Raw genomic sequence first — 15,382 nt, 5'->3', positions numbered from 1 at the left:
CTCACTCCCCCGTGACCGAGCCGAAGTCGGTGCCCGTCCCGAGGAACAGGCCCGCCCCCAGCAGGATCATCGTCGCCGGAACCATCAGGGTCGTGATCACCATGGTCGCCTTGGGGACCGCCTTGGCCGCCTTCCTCCGGGCGTTCTGGGCGTCGGTCCTGCGCATGTCGTTGGCGATCTGGATCAGGGTGTCGACGATGGGCGCGCCCAGTTCCTCGCCCTGCTGGAGCGCGGTGACGAACTGGGCGACCTGCTCCGAGTCGTTGCGGCGGCGCAGTTCGTCGAAGGCCTGGCGGCGGCTGACGCCCATGTCCATCTGGCGCAGGGTGATGCGCAGTTCGTCCGCCCACGGGCCTTCGTACTTGTCCGCCACCCGGTCGAGCGCCTGCCGGAAGCCGAGGCCGGCGCTCACGACGACGGCGAGGACGTCGAGGAAGTCGGGCAGGGTCCGCTCGATCTGGTCCTTGCGGATGCGGATGGCCGACCAGATGCCGACCTCGGTCCAGAAGACGCCGAACGCGAAGAGGAGCAGGGCGACGAGGACGTCTCCGTTGGAGAGCATGACCAGGCCCCCGAGACCGCCGAGGAAGCCGTAGACGGCGCGCCTGGCACCGTACCGGTCGATGGTGAGGCCGCCGGGGTTGCCCGCCAGGTCGATCCGGCGCCGGACCTGGTTGACGCGTTTGGGTCCCATCAGGCGCAGGACGGCCGGGGAGTAGCGCATGCCGAGCCGGTCCACGACGGAGTCCACGGCTCCGGTGCGGGTGGAGCCGACCTCCAGGGCGAGCCGGAGGTCGTCGGGGAGCCGGGCGTCGGCGCGGTAGAGGCGGATGCCGTAGAGGATTCCGGCGACGGAGAGGCCGGCGGCGAGGGCGAGCAGCAGGTCCATGACGTGTCTCCAGCCCCTCAGACGTCGATCTTCGAGAAGCGGCGGATGACGGCGAAGCCGAGGACGTACAGGCCGAAGGCGAGGACGACGGCGAACTGGCCGAGGCCGGAGCCGGTCATCCGGTCGAGCGCGCCCGGCTGCATGTTGTCGATCAGGAGCAGGGAGCCGATGCCGATGACCGGTACGGCGTAGGCGGTCATGCTGACCTGTGACAGCTGGGTACGGACCTCGCGCCGGGTCTCCTTGCGCTCTTCCAGGGTCTCGGTGAGGTTGCGCAGCGAGGCGACGACGGTGCCGCCGGCCTTGTTGGCGAGGACGAGGGTGGTGACGAGGACGACGAGCTCGCGGGAGGGCAGCCGTTCGGCGAGTTCTCCGAGGGCGTCGTCGACGGAGGTGCCGACGGCCAGCTGCTGGGCGACCTTCTCCAGTTCGTCGCCCGCCGGTGCCTCCATCTCGTCGGCGGCCATGCTGAGCGCCATCCGCAGGGCGAGTCCGGCCTCGGTGGCGTTGGCGAGGATGCGGGAGAGTTCGGGGAGCTGGTTGATGAACTTCTCGATGCGCTTCTGCCGCTGCCAGCCGAGGAAGCCCAGGGCGACCCACACGCCGAGGAAGCCGCAGATCGGTCCGAAGAACGGGGACAGCAGGGACTGTCCGGCGATCCACAGCACGGTCACGGTCGCCGCCATGGCGGCGACGAACTCGCCGGGGGTCAGGTCGAGGCCGGTGGCCGAGATCCGCAGGTCGAGGCCGCGTCCGAAGCGGGTGCGGCGCAGGCGCCGGTCGAGGGCCCGGAAGCGGCGCCTGCGGCGGCCGGTCCGCTCCGGTTCGCCGGTCTGGGAGAGCCGGGCGACCAGGGCGGCCCGCTGGGCGGCCCCGCTCGCGTACAGCTGCGTGCCGATCACGCCGAGGACGCAGCAGAGCACCGCGACGCCGATCGTCAGCAGGGTCGGATTCATCGTTCGTCGCCTCTCCTACTTCGCTTCCCGGGTCGCGAGCTGCTCGTCCGACGCGGCCACGCCGTAGGCCTGCGGGATGGGCTGGCCGGCGAGGTAGAGCCGTTCGGCGACCCGGCGCGGCAGGGGGTGGTAGGTGAACTCGCCGTGCACCCGCCCGTCGGCCGCGAGCGGCCGGGCGCGGAAGCGGCAGACGGTGGCGAGGGTGAAGCGTTCGCGTCCGTGGGAGGCCAGGATGGCGATCTCGGTGATCCGGCGGGTGCCGTCCGCGTGGCGGGTGAGCTGCACCAGGACGTCGACGGCGCTGTTGATCTGGTCCCGGAGCGCCTCGAAGGGGACCTTCACCTCCGACATGGAGGCGAGGGTCTGGAGCCGCATGAGGGCGTCCTCGGCGGAGTTGGCGTGGACGGTGGCGAGTGAGCCGTCGTGGCCGGTGGACATCGCCTGGAGCATGTCGAGCGTCTCGCCGCCCCGGACCTCGCCGACGATGATGCGGTCCGGGCGCATGCGCAGGGAGTTGCGGACGAGGTCGCGGATGCTGACCTGGCCGCGGCCCTCGATGTTCGGGGGGCGGCTCTCCAGCCGGATGACGTGGGACTGCTGGAGCTGGAGCTCGGCCGAGTCCTCGATGGTGATGACGCGTTCGCCGTCGGGGATGAGTCCCGAGAGGGCGTTGAGAAGGGTGGTCTTCCCGGTGCCGGTCGCTCCGGAGACGATGATGTTGAACTTCGCCTGCACCAGACCGGCGAGCAGCAGCAGCATGTGCTCGTCGAGCGAGCCGAGGCCGATCATCTCCGTGAGGGTGTACGCGCGGGGGAAGCGGCGGATCGTCAGGGTCGCCCCGGTCAGCGACAGCGGCGGGATGATCACGTTGACGCGCTCGCCGGACGGCAGGCGGGCGTCGACCATCGGGTTCGACTCGTCGACCCGCCGGTTGACGGTGGAGACGATGCGCTCGATGGTCTGCATCAGCTGTTCGTGGGAGGCGAAGCGCAGGGGGAGGAGTTCGACCCGGCCGGCGCGCTCGACGAAGATCTGGTCGGGCCCGTTGACCATGATCTCGGTGATGGACGCGTCTTCGAGGAGCGGTTCGAGGACGCCGAGGCCGAGGGCTTCGTCGACGACGCGGCGGATCAGCTGGGCGCGTTCGGCGGTGGAGAGGACCGGTCCCTCGCGGCTGATGATGTGCCCGAGGACGCGCTCCAGGCGGGCCCGGCGCTCGGCGGCGGCGAGCGCGGACATCTCGGTGAGGTCGATCTCCTCCAGGAGCTTGGCGCGGAAGGAGGCGACGAGGTGGCCGTCCTCCCTCGGTCCCGCGCCGTTGTCCTCGGGGGTGCTGATGCGGGCCCGCAGGCTCATGAGTCGTCCTCCTCGGACGCGGACATCGGCAGGGTCGCGGTCTTCGTGACGTTCCCGAAGTCCCAGAAGGGCACGACCGACGGGATGCGTACGGTCACCGTCGCCGTGACCTGGTCGGACCCCTCCGGTGCGGAGACGTCGCTGCGCTCGGCGATCCAGTCGCTCATCGCCGCCGCGCCGGCCGCTTCCGGGTCGAGGGCGGTGTCGTCGTGCGAGGCCGCGCGGGCGGCGGCCCGGGCCCCCGTCCCCGCCTGCTGGGCGGCGTACGCGGCGATGCCGAGCTGGATTCCGGCGAGCGCGACGAGGAGCAGGATGGGGAGGAAGCCGAGATACTCGACGGCGACCTGGCCCCGGTCCCGCTGCCCGTACGGGAGCTTTCCGTGGCCCTGGACCGGCCCCTGGTCCGTCTCCTGGGCCGTCTCCTCGACCGGCCCCTGGTCTCGTCCCCGGCGCACGCCCCGGCCCAGCTCCGGCCTCTGGCCCAGCTCCGGCCCCTGGTCTCGGCCCCGGCCCAGCTCCGGCCTCTGGCCCAGCTCCGGCCCCCGTTCCTGATGCGAGCCCCGGCCCCGATCCCCGCGCACGCCCCGGCCCCCGCCCCGCGCCCGGTTCCCGCCGCCTCCGTCCGCACCGCTCATGACCCGTCCCTCTCTTCCCGTACGGCTCCGGCCTCGCCGCGCACCGTGAAGGGGAAGCTGATCGCCCCGGGGAACAGCACCGGCACGCGCAGTCCGACCTCCGCGTGGACCATGCCGCCCGACTCCAGCGGGCAGCTGACGGACGCGCCGCCCGCCCAGGCCCCGTCCAGGTGCCGCATCGCGGCCCCCTGGCAGTCACCGCCCACGGCCGCCTCCCGGGCCGCCTCGTCGGCGGCGTTCCCGGCGAGCGTGAAGGTGTAGCCGACCAGGACGCACTGCCACAGCAGCACCAGCGTGAGCAGGATCAGCGGGACCATGCCGAGGAACTCGACAGCCACCTGCCCCCGGTCGTCCCGGTACGACCTCGGCACGGCTCAGCGCCCCTTCCCGCGGCCGCGCCGCAGGCCCGTCGGCCCCCGGTCCCCGGCCCGGCCCGCGGCCCGGTCGCTGCCGCGCGCCACCCGTGCGAGCTGCTTCCCCGCCCCCGTACCGCTCCCCGTGCCGCCGCCCTGCTCGGGCGCCGCCACCAGACCCAGCTCCCCGGCCAGCGACCACAGCGCCTGCTTCACCGTCGAGCGGGCGTCGAGTTCGTGGAGGCGGCCCGCGTCGACGACGCCCTGGAGCTCCTTGAAGTGGGCGGGGACGACGACCCCGGCCATCCGGGTGCCGGTGATCTTCTGGATGAGGGCCGGCTGGATCTCGGTGGAGCGGGTGTAGCGGTTCACGAGGAGGGTGCTCTCCTCCGCCTTGCGGATCTGGAGCCGGTCCCACATCCGTACGATCCGCTTCGCCGCCCGCACCGCGACCACGTCCGGGGTGGTGACGAGGACGGCGGCGTCCGCCATCTCCACGGCCACGGCGCCGGCCCCCGTGAGATAGGTGCCGCAGTCGACGACCACGACCTCGTAACGGGAGCGGAGGGCGCCGATGATCTGGCGGGCGGACCGGTCGGCGACCTCTTCGCCGCGTTCCCCCTCGGCGGGGGCGAGGAGCAGCGCGACGCCCGTCTCGTGGGTGTAGACCGCGTCCTGGAGGACGCGGGGCGAGATGTCGTCGACGGCCGCGAGGTCGGCGAGGGAGCGGCGGAACTGCACGTCGAGGTAGGAGCCGATGTCACCGCCCTGGAGGTCCATGTCGACCAGGGCGACGCTGCGGCCGGAGGCGCGGGAGGCGAGGGCCAGCTGGACGGCCGTCACCGTGGTGCCGACCCCGCCCTTGGCGCCGCTGACGGTGACGACCGTGCCGCCGGGCCCGGCGAACACATCGGGTCCCGCGCCCAGGTGGCGCCGGACGCCGACGGACCACTGGGCGGCGGCGTGGACCCGGCTGGCCAGTTCTTCGTACCCGAGGGGGAGGGTGACCAGGCCGCGGGCGCCGGAGTCCATGGCGGCCGAGAAGAGCACGGGGCTCGCGTCGGCGGTGATGAGGACGACGCCGACGGCGGGGAAGCGGAGCGCGACCTCGCGGATGAGTTCCAGGGCGGGGGCGGGACCGATGCGTTCGTGCACCAGGACGACTTCGGGCAGCTCGTCGAGGGATTCGGCGGCGAGCCGGGCGAGGGTGTCGAGGAGGTGGGTGGAGTCGCCCACGGGCGCGGCCGGCTCGGCGTCGGGCAGCTGGCTGAGCAGCGTGATGACGGACCGGGCCGCGTCGGGGTCGCCGACGGCCGGCAGGATCCTGGTGGTCATACCGGCCTCACTTGTCCTTGTCGAGCGTGTAGGTGCGGTCGCCGGGCTTGACGGGGGGTTCGCCGCCGGGCGCGACCAGGGCGAGGCGTACGTGCTCGGCGAAGGACTCCGCGTAGGCGACGCGCTGGGTGTCGAGGGTGCTCAGGGCGAAGGTGATGGGCACGGCCTCGGTGGCGCGGTCGGCGCGTTCGTCGCGGCCGGCGTCGATCGGGGTGAGTGCGCCGACGTCGATGACCCGGGCGTTGCTGACGATGACCTTGGACTGGGCGGGCTGTCCGCCGCGTTCGCCGGCGAACGTGGCGTAGATGTTGACCGTGGCGCCGGGGGTGATCTTGCCGGCCACTCCGGTGGCGGCGTCGATCATGATGGCGATCTCCTGCTGGCCGGGCTGGAGTGCGGGGCGCTCGACGATCATGTCGCTCTGGAGGAGCGAGCCGGCCTTGAGCCCGGTCACGGCGATCCTGCCCTCGATGCGGGAGAGGTCGGTGACGGCATTGGCCGAAAGCCACCGCTTGGGCATGGAGATCTTCTGGAAGTGGCCGGGCGCGAGCGGCGTGTAGGGCGCCACGTCCTTCTTGACGCGGTACGCGGTCACCTCGGGTCCGACCTTGGAGTTCACGTCGCCTATCACCGAGAGGACGCCGGCGAACGCCCCCAGGGCGCACAGGACGGACAGCAGGAGGATGATGACGCCACGGCGCTGGCGGGAGTTCATTGCCGTACAACCTCGATCGGTGACATGTGACTCGGCGGACAGGGACCGTAGGGCGGGCGGGGGCGGCGGACGCGGGACGCGTCAGGGGACCCGGGCCGCGCGGGCGTGGTGCTCGGCGCCGGGCAGCGGGGCGGCACAGAAGCCGCAGCGGTCCCCGATGAACTCCATCGCGCACCAGTGGCAGGTCTCGCGCCGCACGGAGGCGACGAGGTGGTGCAGGACCGGCAGGTCGGGCAGGTAGGCGGCGAACTCCACGAGCCGGCCGGTGCCCCACCAGCGGGGCGATTCGGCGGGGAGCGGTGCCTCCTGGACGCCCCGCACCTGCCATCGCGGTACGAGGGCGGCGGTCGGCCAGTCGCTCTGGAGCTGTCCCCGGGCCACGACCAGTTCGGTGACGAACTCGGGCCCCGGGGGCGGTGGTACGTCGGGGGCGATCCTGTCGAGCCGGGGCACCGGCCCGGCGAGCACCGCGAACTGCGCGCCCGGCATCCACCCCTTGACGTGGGACTTGAGGCTGACCGGCACGCGGTCGAGCTTGGCGACGGAGCCGAGGACGGCGCCGGCGTAGATGTAGTGGGCGAGCAGCCGGGCCGCGGAGGCGACGACTCCGGGGCTGAAGTCGCAGACGGAGAGCTGGCGCAGCTGGCGCGCGAGGACGGCGGTGCCGAGGGGTGGCAGGTCGGTCTTCACGAGGGCGATGCGGTCGCTCTCCAGGAGGGCCCGGATCGCGTGCAGCCGTCGCCCGGTCGCGGCCGGCACGGAGGAGGGGCAGAGCACGACGACGTACCCGTACCGGTCGACGAGGAGCTGGAGTTCGGCGACGGCGGAGGCGAGCGGCTGGGTCTCGGGGGCGGGCAGGACGGCGGCGGCGGGTGTCCGGGGGTCGGTCGGTGACAGCACCAGATCGGCGCTGGTGACCGCGATCGCTGTCGGCACGTCGAGCTCCCCGTCCACGTCACTCACTGCGTTCACCGCGTCACTGCTCAGCGCGGATGCCTCTGCACTTTATCCACGACTCCCGGGCTGGTGAACACACAATCCGCCAAGCGGCAGGGGATTTCCCGGGCCTTGGGATGGGTCCGCGGTGGGTCCGGCGTGGGCCCGCCTCCGGGTCCGGCGTGGGCCCGCCTCCGGGTCCGGATGCGGCCCCGGCGTAGGCCCCTGGACCCATGCGCCCAACTACCCGCCCCGTCAGAGGTCTTGACAACTCAATTGGTCTGGACCAACTTGTTCCCTCAGCGGTGGCCACCGTTCCGTACCTCCACCTCCCACTCCCCGACCGGAGGCAGCTAGTGGACCGCACCACCACACGCTCGTACCGACGCAGAGCACTCGGCGGAGCGCTCGCGCTCGCCGTGGGCTCCGGGCTCGTCCTCGTCGGCGGCGCCGGCACCGCCCAGGCCGCGGACGTCAACGTCGCCAAGAACGCGGGCTTCGAGGCCGGGCTGACCAACTGGGCCTGTTCCGCGGGCAGCGGCGCGGCCGTCTCCTCCCCCGTGCGCACCGGAGCCGGGGCCCTCCAGGCCACCCCCGCCGGCCTCGACAACGCCAAGTGCACCCAGACCGTGACCGTGAAGCCGAACGCGACCTACACGCTGAGCGCCTGGGTGCGGGGCGGCTACGCCTACCTGGGCGCGGCCGGCACCGGCACCACGGACGTCTCCACCTGGACCCCCGACAGCGCTTCGTGGAAGCAGCTGACGACCACGTTCACCACCGGCGCGAGCACCACCTCCGTGCAGATCTACACCCACGGCTGGTACGGCACGGCCGCCTACCAGGTCGACGACGTGAGCGTCTTCGGCCCCGACGGGGGCGGCGGCACCGATCCCGACCCCGTCGTCCCGGCCGCCCCCGCGGGCCTCGCCGCCGGCGCGGTCACCTCGTCCTCCGTCGCCCTGAACTGGAACGCGGTCTCCGGGGCCACCGGCTACAACGTCTACCGCGGCGGCACCAAGGTCCTGTCGGTCGGCGGGACGTCGGCGACCGTCACCGGTCTCACCGCGAACACCTCGTACCAGTTCCAGGTCTCGGCCACGAACTCCGCGGGCGAGTCGGCCAAGTCGGCCACGGTGACCGCCCGGACGAGCGGGACCACCGACCCGGGCCCCGGGCCGGCCGTGCCCAAGCACGCCCTGACGGGCTACTGGCAGAACTTCAACAACGGCGCGACCGTGCAGAAGCTGCGGGACGTGCAGGCGCAGTACGACATCATCGCCGTCTCCTTCGCCGACTCGACCACCACGCCCGGCCAGATCGTCTTCAACCTCGACCCGGCCGTGGGCTACGCCTCCGTCGCCGACTTCAAGGCCGACATCGCCGCCAAGAAGGCCGCCGGCAAGTCGGTCATCATCTCGGTCGGCGGCGAGAAGGGGAACGTCACCATCAACAGTGACGCCTCCGCGACCGCCTTCGCGAACAGCGCGTACGCCCTGATGCAGGAGTACGGCTTCAACGGGGTCGACATCGACCTGGAGCACGGCATCAACTCGACGTACCTGACGAAGGCCCTGCGCCAGCTGTCCGCCAAGGCCGGCTCGTCGATGGTGCTGACGATGGCTCCGCAGACCATCGACATGCAGAACACCGGCACCGAGTACTTCAAGACCGCGCTCGCCGTGAAGGACATCCTCACGGTGGTGAACATGCAGTACTACAACAGCGGTTCGATGCTGGGGTGCGACGGCAAGGTGTACAGCCAGGGCTCGGTCGACTTCCTCACCGCGCTCGCCTGCATCCAGCTCCAGGGCGGTCTGGACGCCTCCCAGGTCGGCCTCGGGGTGCCCGCCTCGACCCGTGGCGCCGGCAGCGGCTACGTCGACCCGTCCATCGTGAAGAACGCGCTGGACTGCCTGACCCGCGGCACCGGCTGCGGCACGTTCAAGCCCGCCCAGACCTGGCCGGCCCTGCGGGGCGCGATGACCTGGTCGACCAACTGGGACGCGACGGCCGGGAACGCCTGGTCGAACGCCGTCGGCCCGCACGTCCACAACCTGCCGTGACGCTCCTCGCTCCCCCGAGGAACGCCTCCGGGTGAACCACTTCCGGTGTCACCACCTCCGGAGGTACCGCCCGGGTGACCCCTCCGTGGTCCCCCGGAGGAACCCGCAGCGCCGCCGCTTCCCCGGCGGCGCTGCGTGCGTTCACTCCGACAGGTAGCGGTCGAGTACGAGGTCCAGCTGGGTGGTCCACCCGGCCACCAGGGCCGCGCGGCCGTTGACCTCGCAGTCGTACGAGCTGCCGTCCCGGAGCGTGACGACGACGCGCAGCCGCCGGTCCCGCCGCGCGGTCTCGTACGCGACGGAGCCGATCTCGTCCCAGCCGAACTCCGCCTCCTCGCCGAACAACTCGAAGGCGATCCCCCCTGCGTCGGCGACGACCCCGCACTCCCCGTCGGCGGCGACGAGCACGGGCCCGTCCGGCGGGCCGGAGGGCATCGGCGGCGGGGACGCGACCGGAGCGGGGGCCGAGCTCCGGGTCGGGGCGGGGGCTCCCGGCGGCCCGACGGGCCGGGCGGGTACGGGACCGGGCACGGCGTCCCGCGGGCCACCCCCGCCCCACCCGCCGCCGGCACCCTGGGTCGGAAGCGCATGCGGCGATACCGCGCCCCGGGTAGGAAGCGCATGCGGCGATACCGCGCCCCGGGTAGGAAGCGCATGCGGCGGTACCGCGTCCTGGACGTCGGCGGGGACGAGAGGGGCCGCGACCACCGTCGGCGTCGGCGGGGGCACCGCCGGTGCCGGAGCGGTCAGCGCGTCGAGGATCCCGCCCGGCGTCGGGCGGGCGACCGGGTCCTTGGCCAGACACGACTCCACCAGGTCGCGCAGCCCGGCGGGGACCGTCGCCAGGTCGGCCGGTTCGTGGACGGAGCGGTACATCAGCCCCATCGGGGTGCCGCCGCCGAAGGCGCGGCCGCCCGCCGCCGCCACCAGGACGGCGCCGAGCGCGAAGACGTCGGCGGCGCCGGTCACCTCCTCGCCCAGAGCCTGCTCGGGAGCGAGGTAGCCGGGTGTCCCGAAAGCCGTCCCGGTGGCGGTGAGCCGGGTCGACTCGACGGCGCGGGCGATCCCGAAGTCGAGGACGCGCGGGCCGTCCGAGGCCATCACGATGTTGCCGGGCTTGAGGTCGCGGTGGACGAGCCCGCAGCCGTGGATGGCCTCCAGGGCCTCGGCGAGCGCGGCACCGAGGGCGCGCAGCCGCGGTTCGGGCAGGGCGCCCTCGGCCGCGACGAGCCCCGCGAGGGTGGGCCCGGGGATGTAGGCCGTGGCCAGCCAGGGCGCGTCGGCGTCCGGATCGGCGTCCACCACCTGGGCGGTGTGGAAGCCGCCGACCCGCCGTGCGGCGGCGACCTCGGCGCGGAAGCGGGCACGGAAGCCCGGATCCGCGGCGAGTTCCGGCCGCGCCACCTTGACGGCCACCGCGCGTCCGCCGCGCGAGCGCGCCAAATACACGGTGCCCATGCCGCCTTCGCCTAGCTTGTGCTCGACCTCGTACGTACCGATCAGCGTCCCCACGGGGGACAGTATGGCCGAACACCACGTCTTGACCGGTCCATGTCATGGCTTCACGATGTGCCCCGGACACCCGCACCGATTTCTGTCGCACACCCCCACACTCCCCACCCAGGAGACAGCATGCGACTTCGCATCCGCGGAGGAAGGACCGCCACACTCGCGGCCCTGCTGGCGCTCGCCGTGGCGGCGCCGCTCTCCGTCAGCGCGACCCCCGCCGGGGCCGGCCCGGCGCCGACCGCCGCCACCGAGGAAGTGATCCGCCAGTACGAGGTCACCGGCCCCGCGACCCCCGCCGCCCGCACGGCCCTCGCCGCCACCGGAGTGTCGGTGGACGAGGTCGACGCCCGTTCGGTCGTGATCAGTGCCGACACCGAGCAGCTGAAGAGGGTCAAGGCCCTCGGCTACAAGGTGGCGCCCCTGCCCGGACCGCCCGACCGGTCCGTCGAGGGGCTCGGCATCCGGCCGCTCGACTTCCCCTCCGCCGACTCGAGGTACCACAACTACGCCGAGATGAACGCGGAGATCAACCAGCGTCTCGCCCAGTACCCGAACATCATGAGCAAGCGGGTCATCGGGAAGACGTACCAGGGCCGGGACATCATCGCCGTCAAGATCAGCGACAACGTGGGCACCGACGAGGCCGAGCCCGAGGTCCTCTTCACCCACCACCAGCACGCACGTGAGCACCTCACGGTCGAGATGGCGCTCTACCTCCTGCGCGAGCTCGGCGCCGGCTACGGCACGGACTCCCGGGTCACCAAGGCCGTCGACGGCCGCGAGATCTGGATCGTGCCGGACCTCAACCCGGACGGCGGGGAGTACGACATCGCCTCCGGCTCCTACCGCAGCTGGCGCAAGAACCGGCAGCCCAACAGCGGCTCCAGCTACGTCGGCACGGACATGAACCGGAACTGGGACTACAAGTGGGGCTGCTGCGGCGGCTCCTCCGGCTCCAAGAGCTCCGAGACCTACCGGGGCGCCGCCCCCGAGTCCGCACCCGAGGTGAAGGTCGTCGCCGACTTCGTGCGCTCCCGGGTGGTGGGCGGCAAGCAGCAGATCAAGGCCGGCGTCGACTTCCACACGTACAGCGAGCTGGTGCTCTGGCCGTTCGGCTGGACCAACGCCGACACCGCCCCGGGCATGACCCAGGACGACCGGGACGCGTTCGCCGCCGTCGGACGGAAGATGGCCGCGAGCAACGGCTACACGGCGGAGCAGTCCAGCGACCTCTACATCACGGACGGGTCGATCGACGACTACCTCTGGGGTTCGCAGAAGATCTTCGGCTACACCTTCGAGATGTATCCCGCCTCGTCCTGGGACGGCGGTTTCTACCCGCCCGACGAGGTGATCGAGCGCGAGACGAGCCGCAACCGGGACGCCGTCCTCCAGCTCCTGGAGAACGCCGACTGCATGTACCGCTCGATCGGCAAGGCCGCGCAGTACTGCACGGCCTGACGGGCCGACGGGTCCCCGTCGACATCGGTTCCGTGAACTCCCTGTCCCGGATGCGTCCGGGACGGGGAGACCCATGGCCGACGCGCCTGCGGCGTGCCACTGTGGAGGGGGACCGGTACCAGGGGGAGGTACGGCATGACGGGGGCACGCCTGGAGGAGCTGCGCGGGGACGATCCGCGGCGGCTCGGGCGGTACCGGCTGCTCGGCAGACTCGGTACGGGCGGCATGGGCCGGGTCTATCTCGGCCGCACCGGGGACGGGCGGCTCGTCGCCGTGAAGACCCTGCTCGCCGAGGGCGTCGTCGGTGAGACCGACCGCCGCCGCTTCGCGCGGGAGGTCGCGGTCGCCCAGCGGGTCACCAGCGCGCACACCGCCCGGGTCCTCGACGCGGACGCCACCGCCGAGCGCCCCTGGATGGCGATCGAGTACATCGCCGCCCCCTCGCTCTCCGAACTCGTGCGCTCGAAGGGCGTGCTTCAGGCGTCGGCCGTGCGCTGGGTGGCGGCCGGGACGGCCGAGGCACTGGTCACGCTGCACCGGATGGGGATCGTCCACCGGGACGTGAAACCGCAGAACATCCTGCTCCCGCTCACCGGCCCGCGGCTCATCGACTTCGGGATCTCGCACGCCAGCGACCTCACGCGGACCCAGCTCACCCTCGGGACCATAGCGTTCACCTCCCCCGAACAGGCGCGGGGCGAGGAGTCCACGGCCGCCGCCGACGTCTACTCCCTCGGCGCGACCCTCTTCCACCTCGCCGTGGGCCGGCCGCCGTATCCGGTGGACGGGGACACCCTGCGGCTGCTGGCCCGGGTGCAGCGCGGCGACCTCGACCTCGGCGGACTGCCCAAGGAGCTGGCGCCGCTGATCCGTCCCTGCCTGGCGGTGGAGCCGGATGCGCGCCCTGAACCGGCCGAGGTCCTGGACCAGTTCACCTCCGCGATCGCCGGTCTGCCGAACTCTGCCCGCTCCCCCGCCGGAAGCCGCTGGCTGCCGCCCCGCTGGACGGAGCTGATCGGTGCGTACGAGAGCCAAGGGCGCGCCTTCCTGACGGCGGGCGGCGGTAAGGCCCCCGCGCCCGCCGCCGACGAGCGGACGAGCGCGGTCCCGCCGCCCGGTCCGACCCGGGTGCTCCCCGAGGAGCGGGCGCGCCGGGCCGACCGGGCGCGGGACGCGCGGCGGTCCATGGCGGCGGCCCTCGCCGCCCAGGAGGAGGCGCTCCGGAGGGCCGGGGACGCCGGGGCCGCGGGGAACGCCAGGGTCGCGGGGAACGCGGGGGCGGCGGGGAACGCCAGGGTCGCGGGGGCCGGCCCCGCGGCGGCGCCGGCCCGTCCACGCGCGGCGGCACCGCCCCCTGCCCGCTCCGGGCCGGCGAGCACGCCACCGGCCGGGACGCCTCCCCCCGCCCGTACGACGCCGGTACCGACCCCCGCGCCGAATTCCGCTCCTGCGGGCGACGGCGGAGGCGGCGGGGGCGGCGGAGGCGGATGGTTCGGGCTCGTCGTCCTCGCCGTCATCGCGTTCTTCGTCTACCAGGCGAACACCGACGACACGAGGTCGGTGGGCAGCGGTGCGAACTCGCCACGCTCCGGCTCCACCTCCGCCTACGGCTCCACCGCGGCTCCTTCACCGACGCCGGACGCCGAGGACCGCGCCTTCCGGGCCGTCGACACCGGCGACTGTCTCACCGCGTACGACGACGGCTACGACTCCTGGTCGACGAGCGTCCCGCAGACGGTGGCCTGTTCGGCCGCCAACGCCTTCCTGCGGGTCACCTCGGCGACCGGGGGCATCGACTTCGCCGACTGCCCGACCGGCACCGGCCGCAGCTACTGGTACCACTCCGGCTCGCGGGCCGGCTTCTCCACCACGCTCTGCGTGGAGCGGCAGTACCGCAAGGGCCAGTGCTTCGTCGCCAAGCGCAGCGGCACCACCATCACCACGTCCCGTCCCATGAACCTGTGGAACTGCGACGCGGACAAGGTGCCCAAGGGCTACAACGCGATCCTGCAGATCACCGGCTACCACAAGGCGCAGGCGTCCTACCCGGCCGGCTACTGCTCACGCGACGGCCACGACCGGGACGTCTACTGGACGTACGAGGTCGACGGGGGAAGGAACGTGCTGTGTACGACAGCGGTCTGACCGTGCTGGTGCCGGTCCTGGCGGGCGGAGCGTCCCTGGCGACGCTGGTGCGGACGAGAAGCGCCGGGCGGCGTGCGCCGGTGGCACCGGCCCCGGGCCCGGACCCGGTCGACCCGGCGCGGATCGCGCTGCTCGCCGGCGGTCCGACGCGGGTCGCGGACACGGTGCTCTTCGGGATGCACACCGCCGGCCTCCTCGTGCTGTCGGGGAGGAAGGCGCGGGCCGGCGAGAGCCGGGCGTACGGCTCCGATCCGCTGCGGCGGTCGGTGCGGGACGCCTTCGCGGCGGAGAGGAAGTCGGCCGAGGGCGGGGTGCCGTCGAGCCGGCTGCACGAGCGACTGGCCGCCTCGGCGGCCGTGAAGGCGCTGGACGCGGCACTGGTGGAGGAAGGGCTGCTCCGGCCGCTCGCTCCCCTGCGCACCTGGCGGTCGGCCTGGATGCTGCACACCGCCGTCTGCGTCGGGTCGGCGTTCGTCGGGATGTCCGCCTCCGACGGGGAGGGCGGGGCCGCCTGGTGGAACCCGGCGTCGCTGCTCGCGGTCGCCCTGCTGGTCACGGGTCTCTTCCTGGCGCCGTTCGGGCGGCTCACCCCGGCGGGCCGGCTGACCCCCGCGGGCGTCGCGGCCCTGGGGCGGCTGCGTGAGACGCACCGTCACCTCGCCGGGTCCGGCTGGGCCGAGGCACCCGCCTGCGGTGACGACCACGGACACGTCGACCGGGAGGGGATCGGCGTGGCGCTGTTCGGCACGGGCGGGATACGGGACAAGGGCCTGCGCCGGGCGATCAGGAAGGCCCGCGCGGGAGCGTCGTCCGGGGGGAGCGGCTGCGGCGGAGGGTGCGGAGGCGGCTGCGGCGGCTGAGCAGGGGGGCGGCGGTCGAGGGCCGCGCGGAGAGGGCGGGAGCGCCTGCGATCCGGGGCCGCGAAGGGGATACGGGAGTGCCCGTACTCCTCGCCACTCTCAACGTATAGCGCACGGGGGGTCTTGCGGCAAGGCCCCCGTCGTGCCGCAGAATCACTCGCCTACC

The 15,382-nt window shown here is 73.1% G+C and carries 13 protein-coding genes; 4 read left to right on the top strand and 9 right to left on the bottom strand.

The genetic code is table 11. The annotated features are described in order from the left end of the window. Position 1 precedes the first annotated feature (1 nt). The 8 genes from AB0K65_RS05120 to AB0K65_RS05085 all read right to left on the bottom strand — a co-directional run bounded on the left by AB0K65_RS05120 (position 2) and on the right by AB0K65_RS05085 (position 7,175). Positions 2 to 889 carry a DUF5936 domain-containing protein gene (locus AB0K65_RS05120; RefSeq protein WP_365714341.1) on the bottom strand — a complete coding sequence of 296 codons (888 nt, stop codon included), beginning with the start codon at positions 887 to 889 and terminating at the stop codon, positions 2 to 4. 17 nt (positions 890 to 906) lie between these two features. Then, entirely contained in the window at positions 907 to 1,845 is a 939-nt protein-coding gene (locus AB0K65_RS05115) for a type II secretion system F family protein (RefSeq protein ID WP_365714340.1), read from the bottom strand. A gap of 15 nt (positions 1,846 to 1,860) precedes the next feature. After that, positions 1,861 to 3,201 carry a CpaF family protein gene (locus AB0K65_RS05110; RefSeq protein WP_365714339.1) on the bottom strand — a complete coding sequence of 447 codons (1,341 nt, stop codon included), beginning with the start codon at positions 3,199 to 3,201 and terminating at the stop codon, positions 1,861 to 1,863. Then, a complete protein-coding gene (locus tag AB0K65_RS05105) occupies positions 3,198 to 3,656 on the bottom strand; it encodes a TadE family protein (protein ID WP_365714338.1) in 459 nt (152 codons plus the stop codon). The genes AB0K65_RS05110 and AB0K65_RS05105 overlap by 4 nt, the downstream gene beginning before the upstream one ends. Positions 3,657 to 3,832: 176 nt before the next feature. Further along, the gene (locus AB0K65_RS05100; RefSeq protein ID WP_365714523.1) at positions 3,833 to 4,153 is read right to left on the bottom strand and encodes a pilus assembly protein; all 321 of its coding nucleotides are present in this window, start codon (positions 4,151 to 4,153) and stop codon (positions 3,833 to 3,835) included. A 57-nt stretch (positions 4,154 to 4,210) separates the two neighbouring features. Continuing rightward, entirely contained in the window at positions 4,211 to 5,524 is a 1,314-nt protein-coding gene (locus AB0K65_RS05095) for a P-loop NTPase (RefSeq protein WP_365714337.1), read from the bottom strand. Between the two features lie 7 nt (positions 5,525 to 5,531). Then, the gene (gene cpaB, locus AB0K65_RS05090) at positions 5,532 to 6,239 is read right to left on the bottom strand and encodes a Flp pilus assembly protein CpaB (RefSeq protein ID WP_365714336.1); all 708 of its coding nucleotides are present in this window, start codon (positions 6,237 to 6,239) and stop codon (positions 5,532 to 5,534) included. Between the two features lie 81 nt (positions 6,240 to 6,320). Beyond that, complete coding sequence (locus AB0K65_RS05085; protein WP_365714522.1) at positions 6,321 to 7,175, bottom strand: hypothetical protein; 855 nt, start codon at positions 7,173 to 7,175, stop codon at positions 6,321 to 6,323. A 356-nt stretch (positions 7,176 to 7,531) separates the two neighbouring features. Between AB0K65_RS05085 and AB0K65_RS05080 the strand changes: the two genes are divergently transcribed. Beyond that, positions 7,532 to 9,241, top strand: coding sequence for a glycosyl hydrolase family 18 protein (locus tag AB0K65_RS05080; protein WP_365714335.1), 1,710 nt, complete (start codon positions 7,532 to 7,534; stop codon positions 9,239 to 9,241). A 141-nt stretch (positions 9,242 to 9,382) separates the two neighbouring features. Here AB0K65_RS05080 and AB0K65_RS05075 read toward each other — a convergent pair whose 3' ends face one another. Then, positions 9,383 to 10,753, bottom strand: a complete 1,371-nt coding sequence (locus AB0K65_RS05075; protein ID WP_365714334.1) for a serine/threonine-protein kinase — start codon at positions 10,751 to 10,753, stop codon at positions 9,383 to 9,385. 120 nt (positions 10,754 to 10,873) lie between these two features. Between AB0K65_RS05075 and AB0K65_RS05070 the strand changes: the two genes are divergently transcribed. The 3 genes from AB0K65_RS05070 (at position 10,874) to AB0K65_RS05060 (ending at position 15,216) form a co-directional block, all read left to right on the top strand. Further along, on the top strand, positions 10,874 to 12,211 hold the full coding sequence (locus AB0K65_RS05070; protein WP_365714333.1) for a M14 family metallopeptidase: 1,338 nt from the start codon (positions 10,874 to 10,876) through the stop codon (positions 12,209 to 12,211). 135 nt (positions 12,212 to 12,346) lie between these two features. Then, positions 12,347 to 14,356, top strand: a complete 2,010-nt coding sequence (locus tag AB0K65_RS05065; protein WP_365714332.1) for a serine/threonine-protein kinase — start codon at positions 12,347 to 12,349, stop codon at positions 14,354 to 14,356. Continuing rightward, positions 14,338 to 15,216, top strand: a complete 879-nt coding sequence (locus AB0K65_RS05060; RefSeq protein WP_365714331.1) for a TIGR04222 domain-containing membrane protein — start codon at positions 14,338 to 14,340, stop codon at positions 15,214 to 15,216. The genes AB0K65_RS05065 and AB0K65_RS05060 overlap by 19 nt, the downstream gene beginning before the upstream one ends. Positions 15,217 to 15,382: the final 166 nt, after the last annotated feature.

The sequence above is a fragment of the Streptomyces sp. NPDC053755 genome (assembly GCF_040677675.1).
Lineage (GTDB): Bacteria > Actinomycetota > Actinomycetes > Streptomycetales > Streptomycetaceae > Streptomyces.
This window is presented reverse-complemented; position numbering and strand designations above follow the sequence as displayed.

Excerpts from the sequence above, each read along its gene's own strand:
- AB0K65_RS05120 (WP_365714341.1), bottom strand. The coding sequence starts at position 889 with ATGGACCTGCTGCTCGCCCTCGCCGCCGGCCTCTCCGTCGCCGGAATC.
- AB0K65_RS05070 (WP_365714333.1), top strand. The coding sequence starts at position 10,874 with ATGCGACTTCGCATCCGCGGAGGAAGGACCGCCACACTCGCGGCCCTG.
- AB0K65_RS05115 (WP_365714340.1), bottom strand. The coding sequence starts at position 1,845 with ATGAATCCGACCCTGCTGACGATCGGCGTCGCGGTGCTCTGCTGCGTC.
- AB0K65_RS05100 (WP_365714523.1), bottom strand. The coding sequence starts at position 4,153 with ATGGTCCCGCTGATCCTGCTCACGCTGGTGCTGCTGTGGCAGTGCGTC.
- AB0K65_RS05065 (WP_365714332.1), top strand. The coding sequence starts at position 12,347 with ATGACGGGGGCACGCCTGGAGGAGCTGCGCGGGGACGATCCGCGGCGG.
- AB0K65_RS05110 (WP_365714339.1), bottom strand. The coding sequence starts at position 3,201 with ATGAGCCTGCGGGCCCGCATCAGCACCCCCGAGGACAACGGCGCGGGA.
- cpaB (WP_365714336.1), bottom strand. The coding sequence starts at position 6,239 with ATGAACTCCCGCCAGCGCCGTGGCGTCATCATCCTCCTGCTGTCCGTC.
- AB0K65_RS05095 (WP_365714337.1), bottom strand. The coding sequence starts at position 5,524 with ATGACCACCAGGATCCTGCCGGCCGTCGGCGACCCCGACGCGGCCCGG.